Origin of the sequence: Arcicella sp. BE140 (genome assembly GCF_031456255.1) — a bacterium.
Classification (GTDB): Bacteria; Bacteroidota; Bacteroidia; order Cytophagales; family Spirosomataceae; genus Arcicella; species Arcicella aquatica.
Genome location: NZ_JAVDUE010000022.1, coordinates 74610 through 88644 on the forward strand (window position 1 = coordinate 74610; position 14035 = coordinate 88644).

General features: G+C 36.8%; 14 protein-coding genes. 7 read left to right on the top strand and 7 right to left on the bottom strand.

The features are described from left to right. Positions 1 to 176 precede the first annotated feature (176 nt). Together J2Y60_RS22855 and J2Y60_RS22860 are read left to right on the top strand one after the other, a co-directional pair. The gene (locus J2Y60_RS22855; protein WP_309923946.1) at positions 177 to 470 is read left to right on the top strand and encodes a helix-turn-helix domain-containing protein; all 294 of its coding nucleotides are present in this window, start codon (positions 177 to 179) and stop codon (positions 468 to 470) included. Positions 471 to 577: 107 nt separating this feature from the next. Continuing rightward, positions 578 to 1186, top strand: coding sequence for a class I SAM-dependent methyltransferase (locus tag J2Y60_RS22860; RefSeq protein WP_309923943.1), 609 nt, complete (start codon positions 578 to 580; stop codon positions 1184 to 1186). 20 nt (positions 1187 to 1206) lie between these two features. Here the strand turns inward: J2Y60_RS22860 and J2Y60_RS22865 are convergent, their stop codons facing one another. After that, a complete protein-coding gene (locus J2Y60_RS22865; protein ID WP_309923941.1) occupies positions 1207 to 1992 on the bottom strand; it encodes a TSUP family transporter in 786 nt (261 codons plus the stop codon). A 123-nt stretch (positions 1993 to 2115) separates the two neighbouring features. Continuing rightward, positions 2116 to 2394 carry a hypothetical protein gene (locus J2Y60_RS22870; protein WP_309923939.1) on the bottom strand — a complete coding sequence of 93 codons (279 nt, stop codon included), beginning with the start codon at positions 2392 to 2394 and terminating at the stop codon, positions 2116 to 2118. 76 nt (positions 2395 to 2470) lie between these two features. On the opposite strand from J2Y60_RS22870, the gene J2Y60_RS22875 reads away from it, so the two are divergent. Next, positions 2471 to 3226, top strand: coding sequence for a hypothetical protein (locus tag J2Y60_RS22875; RefSeq protein ID WP_309923938.1), 756 nt, complete (start codon positions 2471 to 2473; stop codon positions 3224 to 3226). A 349-nt stretch (positions 3227 to 3575) separates the two neighbouring features. On the opposite strand, the gene J2Y60_RS22880 is transcribed toward J2Y60_RS22875, so the two are convergent. The 5 genes from J2Y60_RS22880 to arfB form a co-directional block, all read right to left on the bottom strand. Further along, the gene (locus J2Y60_RS22880) at positions 3576 to 4073 is read right to left on the bottom strand and encodes an ester cyclase (protein WP_309923936.1); all 498 of its coding nucleotides are present in this window, start codon (positions 4071 to 4073) and stop codon (positions 3576 to 3578) included. Positions 4074 to 4424: 351 nt separating this feature from the next. After that, positions 4425 to 5582, bottom strand: coding sequence for a DUF4291 domain-containing protein (locus J2Y60_RS22885; protein ID WP_309923933.1), 1158 nt, complete (start codon positions 5580 to 5582; stop codon positions 4425 to 4427). 256 nt (positions 5583 to 5838) lie between these two features. Beyond that, complete coding sequence (locus J2Y60_RS22890; protein ID WP_309923931.1) at positions 5839 to 6939, bottom strand: PorV/PorQ family protein; 1101 nt, start codon at positions 6937 to 6939, stop codon at positions 5839 to 5841. A 223-nt stretch (positions 6940 to 7162) separates the two neighbouring features. After that, entirely contained in the window at positions 7163 to 8203 is a 1041-nt protein-coding gene (locus tag J2Y60_RS22895) for an agmatine deiminase family protein (protein WP_309923929.1), read from the bottom strand. 267 nt (positions 8204 to 8470) lie between these two features. Continuing rightward, complete coding sequence (gene arfB, locus J2Y60_RS22900) at positions 8471 to 8893, bottom strand: alternative ribosome rescue aminoacyl-tRNA hydrolase ArfB (RefSeq protein WP_309923927.1); 423 nt, start codon at positions 8891 to 8893, stop codon at positions 8471 to 8473. 190 nt (positions 8894 to 9083) lie between these two features. Between arfB and dinB the strand changes: the two genes are divergently transcribed. The 4 genes from dinB (at position 9084) to J2Y60_RS22920 (ending at position 13809) form a co-directional block, all read left to right on the top strand. Beyond that, positions 9084 to 10163: a DNA polymerase IV gene (gene dinB, locus J2Y60_RS22905; RefSeq protein ID WP_309923924.1), complete on the top strand. Its 1080-nt coding sequence runs from the start codon at positions 9084 to 9086 to the stop codon at positions 10161 to 10163. A gap of 458 nt (positions 10164 to 10621) precedes the next feature. Beyond that, entirely contained in the window at positions 10622 to 11653 is a 1032-nt protein-coding gene (gene pdxA / locus J2Y60_RS22910) for a 4-hydroxythreonine-4-phosphate dehydrogenase PdxA (RefSeq protein ID WP_309923921.1), read from the top strand. Positions 11654 to 11865: 212 nt separating this feature from the next. Further along, positions 11866 to 12744, top strand: a complete 879-nt coding sequence (locus J2Y60_RS22915) for a sugar phosphate isomerase/epimerase (protein WP_309923918.1) — start codon at positions 11866 to 11868, stop codon at positions 12742 to 12744. Between the two features lie 135 nt (positions 12745 to 12879). After that, positions 12880 to 13809, top strand: coding sequence for an NAD(P)-dependent oxidoreductase (locus tag J2Y60_RS22920; RefSeq protein WP_309923916.1), 930 nt, complete (start codon positions 12880 to 12882; stop codon positions 13807 to 13809). Positions 13810 to 14035: the final 226 nt, after the last annotated feature.

Sequence of the window (14035 nt, forward strand, 5' to 3'; positions counted from 1 at the left end):
ATAGTTAGTTGTTGCTAAAATGTTGTTATTAAAATGGCCCTCAGATTGCTTTTTACAGTCTTTTACCTTTTTAAAGCCCTCTTTATCTTTTAAAGTTGTAATTTCGCTGTAAAGTTGAACACAATATAAACACCAATCAATTAGTCAGAAAAAGCTGACTACTAAAAAGATTAAACATGGAGCCTGAGAATAATTGCCCTGCCGAAGGACTTTTAAAAATACTAACTGGCAAATGGAAGCCACAAATATTCCGCCAAGCACTCGAAGGACCTGTCCGTTTCAATTCACTACTCCGCCAAATAGATGGTTCGAACAAGCAGTCGATAGCAGTTGCCCTGAAAGAGTTAGAAGAACAAGGATTGTTAGATAAAATGGTTATCAAGCTAAAGCCTTTGCATGTAGAATATACCTTGTCTGAAAAAGGGGAATCACTGATTCCTATCTTTCGTCAATTAGAGACTTTGTCGTAGGGAAGGGCAGTATCAGTAGCACGAGTTTTCAACTCGTGGAATAATGTACGAGTTGAAAACTCGTGCTACTATTGATAATCCCTCATTCACTAAATCGCTCAATTACTATGGAACAAGGAGAAAGAAATAACGTTTATGAGGTTTATAATAAAATAGCTACATGGTTTGCTGAAAATAAAGACGATAGTTTAATAGAAAAACCTTACCTCGACGATTTAATACAGCGTTTGCCCACGGAAGGCACTGTTTTAGACGTAGGCTGTGGAACAGGAAAGCCCATGCTGGAATATCTTATTAGTAAAAATCTCAATGTTGTTGGCGTAGATGCCAGTAGTAAAATACTTGATATTGCTAAGGCCAACTTCCCGTCAACAACATTTATTTTACAAGATATGCGTTTGTTGGATATCGATAAGCAATTCGATGCCATCATTGCGTGGCATAGCTTCTTTCATCTTCCTGCTTCTGACCAACCATTGATGTTTGCCCTTTTTCAAAAACACCTGAATCCTAATGGTATTTTACTTTTCACTGCTGGCACAGAACATGGCGAAGCTTGGGGCATGAATGGTGGCGAAAACTTATTCCATGCCTCTTTAGATTCACATGAATACGAAAGGCTGTTGGACGAACATCATTTTAAAGTACTGAAACATGTAATCAACGACCCCAATTGTGGGTATGCTAATGTCTGGATGGCACAGTACTTACCGTAATATGAAGAATATAAATTCCTTTAGGCTGTCTTCCAAATGTCATAGCCAAATCTGGCGATAACGGCCGTTACTACTATCAGAAAAAAGATTCTTACAAAGGAACTGCCCTTTAATAATGCTAGTCTTGTCCCTATTATCGAGCCTGCAATATTGGCAATACCCAGTGGAATAGCTACTTGAAAAAGTACATCGCCCGACGACATAAAGAAGATGATGGCAGGAATATTGGAAGCACAATTCAGTATTTTAGCATAGGCGGATGCATGGAGGAAGTCTAATCCGAAAATAGAAACAAAGGCAAAAATCAAGAAACTGCCCATGCCTGGCCCGAAAAAGCCATCATAAAACCCAAGTATAGCACCTGTAAGTAAGGCACCTATCAAAAACTTTTTACCATCATATTTAGGGGTATGGTCGGTGCCTAAATCCTTTTTAAGGAAAGTATAAATCAACACAAGTACCAACAATACTAGAATAATGGGTTTGAGTAGGTTTTTATCTAAGGAGGTAACCAACCTAGCTCCCATCAAAGCGAACAAACTGGTGACTATTATCGCTGGCACAATTACCTTCCAATCCACCTTTACCTTCCGTACATATTGCGATGCCGACACCAACGTACCCGACACTGAGGCTAATTTATGCGTACCCATGATGGTAGGAACGGCATAATGTGGCAGAAAAATCAATAAGGCAGGGAGTTGAATGAGCCCTCCTCCCCCAACGATGGCATCAATAAAACCTGCCAAAAAAGCAAAACAACAGAGTAATAGTAATGTTTGGAGTGTAATATCGGTTAGTAGCATATTTTAAAAATGTAGCCTTTGATACATTGTCGTGATTATTAATTGTTAATTATAAGGCATTCTGGCGTTTTTGTAGCAATAAATTATTGTTTACGCTTAGCAAATATTTATAATACGCCAGTATTAATACGTAGCTTCATAAATAAAAACGATAATAAAAGTAACTGTTGCACCAAAGAATGCGGGTTTGATATTAGGAGTGCCTTTATGTGCTATAAGAATGAATAAAATTTGGATAAAATATAATATTCCTTGAAATGCAAATCTGCCTATATCTGCACCTCCAGCTTGGAGACTATTATTCATCCAAATAGTTAAAAGAATGAATATTATAAAAACAATTGCTGCATGTAAAAAAAAATAGAGTGGATTACTTTCTTGTGAATTATTACCATTTTCCATATTTGATATGTGATTATTTTTCTTAATTTGTTTAACTAAACGAATTGAAGTATGCTACCTAATAAATAATGACTATATGAATAATGTAATTTATGCTATTTTTTTTACTTTCTTACTGATTTCTTGTAAAGACAAAAAGCAAGAACAACAAGCATTGGTTGAAAATGACACTACTGCTGTGCAAACTACTCAGGAATTTTCAAATACAGAAAACAAACTCCCAGATACTATAAAAGTTGATTATTCCACCCATAAGGATTTACTGCATATTCTGACGCTTTTGCCAGATAGTGCAATGATTGATTGGGAATGGAAACCTAATGACAGAGGAGCATTTGTAAAATTAATTAAGCAAAACAATTTTGTTGTTGACACTACCGAACTTCATTTAGCATTAACGTTTATAAAACCCAATACACTTAGGATGATTGTAGTGGATGGTAGCTGGTCGTTGTCGATTTATAAAATAAAGCCAAATAATTATATCGTTATTGCAGATGCTATTAATGATGGAGAGATTTTAACAGCATTTGAATACGACAGTGGAAAATTAAAAGCTATTAAAATTAAAGACCTATTTGGCGATATTTTTCCAGCATTATTAAATGACAAAAACGATACAAAATGTAAAGCATTATTGAACGAAAAATCACCTTGGTTTGATTATAATCTGCAAGACACTACAAAAGTAGAAATAAGTAATAGTTACGACTTTAGAGAAAAGGAAAGCAAAGGTTGCTTTAAAGGGAATACCTTAAATTATGAATTTAATCCAACTACTAAAAAGTTTGATCTAGTAGGTATAAAGTGGACTGAATACAAAGAGCAATAATGCACTTGGTTGTAGGGTCGTATTGCATACGACCTTTTGGCGGGTAAATAATAGGACGACGAAAAGGACGAATGCAATTCGTCCCTACTGATTATCTGGAATCTTGAGAATATCTATTGACCTACACTTTCAAAATAATGTGCTTTCGCATTAAAATTTATGCACAAGTAACTAACGGAGAAATGAGATTCTTATTAACTAATTAATCTCTTATGGAATTGCAAAAAAAACTATTAACTATACACAACTATTGAGTTGTTAGCTTTGACAAGGTTTTTAGATGTAGGACTTAGTTGGAAACGACTATCTAGCAATACTCATGAAAATTACTCGTTTTATGACTTTATAGCTAGTTCATTTTCATTTTTTCAGCAGAATCCCAATGTTCTGCAATTTTCCCGTTTTCGATTCTAAATAAGTCAAACCATGTGGTGGTGTATTTTTTAGATTTATCATTAGGGTCTGGCAGTTCTCTTACAAAACTTATCATCACTAGGTCGCCCTCAGCAACAATAGCAACCACTGATGCTTTGATGGTATTTGATATTGGCTGTGGTTTTGTAAATTTTGCAAAGAAATCAACCACTGCTTTTCTGCCTGTAGCTGCATTCGGATTGTGTTGCATATAATTTTCATCGAAGTATTTCTCAGCCACTTCAAGGTGTCCACCTTCTAAAAACTCTCGCCACATATCGTAAACAAGTTTCTTGTTTTTCGCTAGTGTTTCGTTGCTACTTTTCAGAAGCTCTTCTTGTGAAGCAAGGGGCTTTACTGGCAGTTGAGCAAAAACTTTGTTCGATGAAAATGCAAAAAAAATCGTTGCAAATATTACAAATAAGTATTTCATAAGTAGTAATTAGTAAAGAGTGAACGGTTCGCCTGCGGGGTGGCGTTTCAAGTTTCTAGTTATCTTTGTTTATGATAAGTAAAAACGTTGTTTCATTAGTATTGATTCCTTGAAAGTTTATTGAAAATTATAATTTTCGATGCTAGTTTGTGGAAACGATAACAGAGCCATATTTTATCGTCGGGCAATATGGGAAATCTTTAGCAAGGTATCTGATTTTTATGGAATTGCAAATTCCGTACAATAAAAATAAATGTTTACTTCAAGAAAGTATAAAAGAAATATACTTGATGATAACATCGTGTTTTTATCAGAGATAACCTTACATATTTTGCTCCAAGCTGAGGAGGTTCAATACCATAAATACCAAAATGCTCGGGGAGCTATTTCGTCGTATAGATATTCCTTTGTAAAGCCTAGAAAATAATCAACGGTATTTTGTGAAAATTTTTCTACGTTGTTTTGCAAATAATTTCTAGTTCCTTCAAATCCTAAAGTATAGAAAATCATTTCACCATCGAAACCACACCATGTATCAAAATCAATACATTTAGCTTCCATTATTAAATCAAAATCTATTGTTGTTTTATTCTTGCTAACGAAATAGCTAAACATTAAGAGGTCGGGAGACGTACAAATATAAGGGTCGTTGCCTTCTACCTCATCATCAGATTTACGAAAATCAATGGCTTTTTGAAGAAGGTATCTTGAAAAGTGAAGGTTTTTATAATTCTTAATATACTCTACCATTTTTCTACGCTCGTCGCCCCTTGGTTCTTTATCATTTAAAAGCTTTTCAAATTCTTCATGATCAATCTCTCCTGTTGTTTCAAATTGTTGAATGAGTTGTAAAATATAATCGCTAATAAATGTGTCAGGAATAGCTAATTTCTTTTTTAGTGCTGGGCTTACCTCAACAATACGCTCGCTGATAACTTCAATCCAATTGTTTTTATCGTTTTGCTGAATAGTTTGATATTGTTCATTTACAAAAGCGGTAATATCTGTAATAGACTTAATATATTGGTTGTTGAATTCTTCAAGAGCTTTGCCTTTTATACCAATTTGAATAGCCCTTCTTTTAAGTTTATCACCAGCAAGATTATGGTCAGGGTCCCATTGTATTCTTACATCACTGTTGTTTAGTTGTTCTTGCCAGTCTTGTTGGCTAGCATAAATATTATCAAAGTGTGTTAAAACGCCATCTTCTAAAAGCTTATAAAAGCCTTCAAGTGAGATTTCAATGGCTAAAATTCTATTCTGATTTTCTTTTTGTGCCCATCCGCTTCTGTACATCATCCAGAGAAAATTGGGTTTAATCCAAGTCATTCGCGAAAAGCTATAGGCTGGTCCCCCAAATTTTTGATTTTCAATAGCATAGTTTGCAATACTATCATTGAAGGCTTGATATACAATAATAGTTGAGTCGTCGGTGTGCCCAAGGATATAGTTATTTTCTTGAGGTAACCCTTGTTCATAATTGTGATAGTAAATTGTTTGTAATTTCATTTAGGTTGTTGTATTAATAGTGTGGTTGTATCGTGTTATTTAACGTAATTATGTATTATAATAAATACTGATAAAATGATATGGAGTTTTTTCAATCGTAGGCACAAAAAGTAGGGTCGTATGGCATACGACCTTTTGGCGGATGAATAATAGGACGACGAAAAGGACGAATGCAATTCGTCCCTACGCTATTTATTGAATGTATTATTGTTGGTACACAAATTATTATTGACAATAACGAATCGTATGTCATACGTCATTTTTCAATCCTAGAAAAGTTAAAACCTACTGTAAGTATCGCTTTATTACCAATTGGTCCATCGTTATCGTCAATTGAATAAGCAAAATCAAGGTTTACTAATTTACTAATCACAACGCCAGCACCCAACGTTGTAAAGCTTCGATTACCTTTGTCTTTGGATTCAAGAAACTTGCCCATCCTCAAAAATAAAAAATCATCATAAGCATACTGCATTCCTAACGACCATGTGATTTCCTTTAGCTCTTCGCTGAGTCCGCCAGGGGCATCTGAAAACGAATTGAACATGGCAGACAAGGCCGAATCGTTATTATGATTTCCAGTTGGTGTAGGAATCAACAGTTTATCGGCATCTACTGTAAAGGCAACTTTATTTTTAACATCCAACTTATAACTTGGTGCTATACCTAATTTTAAATTGGTCGGCAAAAAAGCATACTGTTTGTTACCAATATTAACTTTTTCACCAATATTGGCGATATTTAGTCCGTAATTGATAGTGAATTTTTTAAAGACATCTGTATCAACATGTGCCAAACTGATGTCAAAAGCAACATTATTCAGGGGAAGCATCTCAATAGTCGTAGATGGTGAAATTGTCATTACATTATCATGTATATACTTCATCCCCACTGCCATTGACACTTTGTTTGATAATCGTCTAGTATAATTTACTGCCCAACTCCAACTCCTACTTTTAGGTGAAAAACCCCTAAAAGCTCCTGTATTATCAACATAGTTAAAAATGCCATTTTGAAAAAGAGTAAAATTGCTAGATAAGACACTTTTTTCATTCAATTGATAATATCCCCCTGCTCTCAAGATATACATATCATTAGGTAGCCACTTCGCCCCAATTAAAAAGAAACCGCTTCTATTAGGTGAATGTACCAACATGGCAGGGTTGAGATAGGTAGCTGTTTCGTCGGTAAAAAGAGCCATTCCTCCATAACCCATTGAAACAGACATGGGGTCTATGTTGAAAAGCATAAATTCGTGTACTGGGACTGGGACAGAGGTTAATGCTGTTTGCGTTTGTCCTTTTATTGATTGTGTAAAACCTGCAATAAGCGTAAAGAGTAATAGTGTTTTTTTCATGGTTTAATAGCTTACGCTGCCTTTATCAGGATTATGCTTCTGTAGAGAAACAATGATTTTTGAAGAACAAGCAGTTAGTAAATTTTGTAGCGTTTATTAATTAGTGATAGACTTATATTTTAAAAAATGTAGGGTCGTATTGCATACGACCTTTTGACGAACGAATAACAAATAAACGACAAGGATGAATACCATTCACCCCTACGTTTGTTTTTATTATTTTCTATATCGCTGGTTCTTGCTGAGACAAACAGTGAAAACTGCCTTGTCCCCAAATAATGTCAGTAGCATCTAAACCAATTACTGGGCGGTCTGTAAAAAGTCCTGAGAGAATATCTAACGCTACCTCATCGTTTTTACATTGATACGTCGGAACGATTACGCCAGCATTGGTTATCAAGAAGTTAGCATACGAGCCTGGTGTTCTGAACTCATCAATTACTACTGCTGAAGGCATCGGTAATTCCACGACATTCAGTTGTTTGCCATTTACCAAACGCATCTGTTTTAACAACTGCAAATTATCGTTCAATACTTCGTAGTTATCATCATTTTTATCGTATTCAACAGCCGCAACTACGGTATCGGCATTGACAAAACGAACGGTATCATCCACATGACCGTCGGTATCATCCCCTACTATGCCATCATTTACCCATAACACCTGTTCTTGTCCGTAGAAATCGCATAAATATTGCTCTATTTGGGCTTGGTTCAGATGTGGGTTTCTATTAGGGTTCAACAAACATGAGCGACTGGTAAGTACTGTGCCTGCTCCGTTAAATTCTACCGACCCGCCTTCCATAATAATACCCGGTGTTACGCTATTCAAGCCACGATATTCGGCAATTTTGGTAGGCAAATTGTTATCATCATCAAATGGAGGATATTTTCCGCCCCATGCGTTGTATCCCCAGTTTACAATCATGCGTTGTTTGGTTTCTGGGTTTATCAAAAACGCAGGACCGTGGTCTCTGCACCAAGCATCGTTGGTGGGGTTTACTAATATTTCTATTTGCGAAAGTTCAATATCGTATTTCGGCAATTCATTCAAAATAAACGATTTAAGGGTTTCGTCGTTTACATTCAAGCAAACCTTTTCACCTTTAGCAATCGCCTTGATAAAATTAAAATATTGTGGGTACATTTTGGCTAGTTTGTCACCTTGCCAAGAGTGGTCGTTATGCGGAAAAGTAAGCCAAGTTGCTACGTGTGGATGCCATTCGGCAGGAAAAAAGTATCCTTGAGATTTTGGAGTAAGCATTTGTGTCTGTTTTAAGGTGCAAAAATAGGGATTAAATACTTAATTTGAAGATTTGGAAATTTGAAGATTTGAAAATATTAATAAAAAGAATGTAAGAAGGATTGAACTTATTCTAATCTTTAAATTGAAATAGTAATATTTATAAGAATTAATTACCAAATCTTCAAATCCTTAAATTAGATATATTTTCAAATCTTCAAATTCTCAAATCTTCAAATTAAGTATATTTTCAAATCTTCAAATCCTCAAATTTTCAAATTCAGCCCCCTATTCCTCAAAAGAAATCCCTCTTCTATTCACTTTTTTGATAGAGGCGATTTTTTTGGTTTTGAGTCTATCCATTTTAGAAGCCAAAGTAGGTTGACTGGCTTTGCGTTTTTTGGGAACAAATAATGCCTTTTTCAGTATATCCATAAACTTTTTAATCGCCAAATGTTTGTTTCGTAGTTGAGTACGTTCTTCTTGCGAAACAATGATTAGTTCACCCTCAGCATTAATTTGGTTTTTAAGTTTTTCTTGAAGCGTATTTTTCTGAATTTCGTCTAATAAAACGGAATTGATTATATTGAATCGGAGTTCTATCTTGGTAGAAACCTTATTAACATTCTGTCCACCAGCTCCGCCACTTCTAGAGGCTTGGAATTGGAATTCTGGACTGAAATCTTGTTTAAGTAATTGGTCGAGAGACATGTTGTTTAATTGTGAATGAGTGTTTTTTTTTAATGAGTGAGTTGTGAATGAGTGAGTTAGTGATTGGTATAAGCTATCAGTCATCAGATATCGGCTTTCTATTGTCAGTAAATCGTTTGTGAAAGCTGACGACTGACATCCGAAAGCTGAAAGCTCATAGCTTATTGCTTACAGCTGAAAGCCCCAAACAATGCCCGAAACAAACATACGAAAAATAATTCATATTGATATGGATGCCTTCTATGCTTCTGTAGAGCAAAGAGACAACCCTGCCTTGCGTGGAAAACCCGTTGCAGTGGGAGGCTCGCGTGAGCGTGGCGTGGTGGCAGCAGCCAGTTATGAAGCTCGTAAGTTTGGTGTACGTTCAGCGATGTCGTCGATGATGGCAGCACGAAAATGCCCTAATTTGATTTTTGTCAAACCCCGTTTTGAAAGTTATAAGACTGTTTCCAAGCAAATCAGAGAGATTTTTGCGGAATATACCCATCTGATAGAACCACTGTCGCTAGACGAAGCCTATTTAGATGTTACCGAAAACCTAAAAGGCATAGACTCTGCCACAGAAATAGCCATAGAAATTAGGGCAAAAATCAAGGAGAAAACACAGCTGACGGCCTCCGCGGGGGTATCGTATAATAAATTCTTAGCCAAATTGGCATCCGACTATAAAAAGCCTGATGGACTGTTTGTCATAAAACCTAAGCAAGGCGAAAAATTTGTAGAGCAATTAGAAGTATATCGTTTTCATGGCATAGGCAGGGTAACGGCCGATAAAATGAACAAAATGAATATTTTCACGGGACTGGATTTACGCCAATACGACGAAGCTTTTCTGACAAAACACTTTGGGAAGGCAGGGAAATATTATTATAACATCGCCCGTGCGATAGACAACCGCCCCGTGAATCCTGAAAGAATCAGGAAATCGGTAGGGTCAGAAAATACCTTTTGGAGAGATTTAGAAACCAACGTTGAATTAGAAGCGGGACTAAAACCTATTATCGACGACGTATGGAAATACTGCGACCGCACGCATGTTTATGGCAGAACGGTAAACTTAAAGGTAAAATTCAATGATTTTCAGATTATCACACGGAGCAGGACGACCCTCTCTCCTATTTTTGACAGTGCCTTTTTTGAAAAAATAGCCTTTGAATTATTAGAACAATTATATCCTATTCCAAAGGGCGTAAGGCTATTGGGCATTTCTTTATCAAACCTAGCATCTGCCGATGAGATGGTAGGCAAGCAGCTTACTTTGGAGTTTTAGGGTTGGTGCTATCGGCTTTCGGTCGTCGGTTTTCGGACTTCGGCTTTTCCCCTCCCCATTAGTCTGCATCTAATAAGGTCAAGGATGTAGCACGAGTTTTCAACTCGTGAAATAATGTACGAGTTAAAAACTCGTGCTACTACTGTTTGTTTTGTATTTCTCCGCTTGACAATCTGAGATTGTCATTTATCTAACCCACGAAGTCAGAGACTTCGAGGAGTGAGTTGAGTTTTTTATCTTACAACAGAAAACCAAAATCTGATAACCAATTGCCTACATCCCTAATCTGAAAACCGAAATCCGATGACCGACCGCCTACAGCCTCTTGCCTAAAGCCAATTTTTAATTTCTATGCCCCTGTTTTTATTTCCACTACTTTTAAGATAACTTGCAGTTCTAATTTACAGCATGGGGGAAATGTTATTTTCTAAGAAAAGCCCATCTACTTTACAAAAACAATGGAACAACAAAAACCAATCATAGGAATAACTTTAGGAGATTATAATGGGATAGGTCCTGAGGTAATTTTGAAAGCATTGACTAGCAACCGTATCTTGAAGATGTGTACGCCTGTTATTTATGGTTCACAAAGAGTATTTACTTATTACCGAAAAGCGTTAGATTTAAAAGATTGGGCGCTACACAGTATCCCGAGTATCGACCAAATCAATCCGAAATTTACCAACGTCATTACGTGTTGGGACGACAAACAAACCGAAGTAAACCCTGGCAAAGTAACGCCTGAAGCTGGTGCTGCCGCTTTGGCTTGCTTACAAAAAGCTACGGAAGATTTGAAGGGTGGGCATATTCATGCTATCGTGACGGCTCCTATCAATAAAAATAATATTCAATCAGCAGAATTTAAATTCCCCGGACATACTGAATATTTCACCGAAGCGTTTGAAGCTAAAGATTCTTTGATGTTTTTGGTGTCGGATGTGCTAAGGGTTGGGGTAGTCACAGGGCATATTCCTTTAGGAAGAGTGCGCGGGGCGATTACACAAGAAAAAATTACGCAGAAACTCAACCTGATGTTTACTTCTTTGATAGAAGATTTTGGCATTCAGAAACCTAAAATCGCTGTATTGGGACTAAACCCACATGCGGGTGAAGACGGGCTATTGGGCAATGAAGAAAAAGAGGTGATTAGCCCCGTATTGGAACAATTCAGAAAAAAAGGAAGCTTGGCTTTTGGGCCTTTTCCTGCGGATGGGTTTTTCGGAAATGCTCAATTCAAGCAGTACGATGCCGTTTTGGCGATGTATCATGACCAAGGGTTGATACCTTTTAAATATATTTCATTTGAAAATGGCGTTAACTTTACTGCGGGCTTGTCGGTAGTACGCACTTCGCCCGACCACGGTACTGCCTATGATATAGCAGGTAAAAATATAGCCAAAGAAACATCAATGCTAGAAGCCATCTTTACGGCCATTGATGTAATACGGAATAGAAAAGAGGTAGTGGCGGTTAGCGAGCAGGTAAACTAAACTTACCTTTAAAGAGAGGTTTAAATGCTTCAGTTCTCTTTAGAATAGCTATTGAGTTTAATTTAATTACGTATCCCTAGCGAGGGACTTAAGTCCCTCGCTAGGGATTAAGCATTAATTCTCAAAAGAACCTTGCTTTCTCTTTATGGGTAAAGAAACAAAATACAAGGTTTCAACAATATTATTCAATCTAAATTCAACCTTAATTAACAATGTCAATCGAACAACAATCACGTCGTGACTTTTTGAAAAATAGCTTGTTAGCTACTGCAGGAGCAACGCTTCTTACTAATGATTTATGGGCAGCTAAAAAAGAGGCTCGTCATATTGGCGTACAGTTGTATTCTGTCCGTGATGCCATCAAAGTAGATGCCAAAGACACTTTAGCTAAAATTGCTAAAATGGGGTATAAAGAAGTAGAAGGCTTTGGATATTCAGGCGGTAAGTTCTTTGGTTTAACGCCAGATGACTATGCTAAAACGTTGGCTGACAATGGCTTGAAGATGCCATCTGCACACGCTATGGTTACTTCAAAAGACTATGCAAACGGACAGCTTTCGGATGATTTCAAGAAATTGGTAGAAGATGCTATCAAGGTTGGACAAAAGTATGTGATTGCTCCGTATATGTCAGACCCAGACCGTTTGATTGGGAAGCAAATGGCTGAAACTTTCAACAAAGCTGGTGAATATTGCAAGGCGTCAGGTGTGAAATTCGGATACCACAACCATGATTTTGAATTCAAGAAGTATAACGGCGAACAACTTTATACAACACTTTTGAACAATACCGACAAAAACTTGGTGACATTCGAAATGGATTTGTATTGGGTAGTAGTAGGCGGTGAAAAACCAGTAGAATGGTTTAAAAAACACCCAGGCAGATTTACACATTTCCACGTAAAAGACCACGATCCAGTTAAAAACGTGACCGTAGAAGTAGGAGAAGGCGATATTAACTTCCAAGAAATCTTCAATGCAGCTAAAATTGCAGGAACAAAATACTTTGTGGTAGAATTAGAAAACTACAAACGTACACCAATGGAGGGTATCGAAATCGGCTTGAACAACTTGAAAAAGTTAAAGTTTTAGGCGCTAATTTTTCTGTAAAGTATTAATCTGTTAAATTTGTAAACAGAAAAATGAACCTGTCACCTCTGTGGCAGGTTTTTTTAGTAACACTCTTACCGAAGAGAGCGGAATTAATGATCGGTTCGAGCAACAATTATGAAGAAGAAAGTTTTAATAGCGGATGATATGCACCCAAGCATCCTGACGATGCTGGAAGAATTAGGTTTTTTACCCGACTACCAACCCAATATTCAACGGCCTGAATTATTGAATATCATCAAAGATTATGAAGGTTTATTGATTAGAAGTAAAACCAAAATAGACAAAGAATTTTTAAGCCATAATCAAAAATTAGCATTTATCGGAAGAGCAGGGGCTGGACTGGATTTGATAGACATCGAAGCAGTAGAGCAATTGGGCATTAAACTATTTGCCGCCAATGAGGGGAATTCTGATGCCGTAGCGGAGCATACGTTGGGGATGTTGTTGAGCTTATTCAATAAAATCAATTGGGCAGATGCGGAAGTACGGCAGAAAATTTGGCTACGCGAAGCCAACCGTGGTATCGAGCTAAAAGGCATGACGGTGGGCATTATTGGCTATGGCAACATGGGTAAGGCTCTTTCTGAACGATTGATAGGCTTTGGCGTAGAGGTAATTGCGTATGATTGTTACAAAACAGGCTTTTCGTCAAACTTGGTAAAGGAAGTCGAAATGGACGAAATCTTTGAAAAAGCGGATGTACTTTCGCTACACGTTCCGCTGAATCCTTCTACCAAAATGTTGATAAACGACGACTATTTGGCAAAATTCAAGAAGAATATTTTCCTGATTAATACCTCGCGTGGAGAAGTGGCCTCGGTGGCTTCAGTATTAAAACATTTGCAAAATGGAAAACTCAGAGGGGCTTGTTTGGATGTATTGGAAAATGAAAAGATGAAGCAACTTTCTGCTGAACAGGAAAGTCAATATGACCAATTGTTTCAGTTGAAAAATGTAATATTAACCCCACATATCGCTGGCTGGACGGTAGAAAGCTATCAAAAAATCAATGATGTGTTGATTGAGAAGATAAAGGCGATGTAATATAATGATTTGAAGATTTGAGAATTTGAAGATTTGAAAATGATTATGATTAGACAACTTTTGAAAAGTTGTTTAATCTGTTTAATTCTATTTCTTTCTATTAGCCGGTGACTTAAGTCACCGGCTAATAGAAACATGAGTCATCCCGAATTTTGTGGATGGCTTGCCAAATAAAAACCTCCTTGTTTATTTTGTGAATTACGACAAACACAAAAAACAGGAGGTT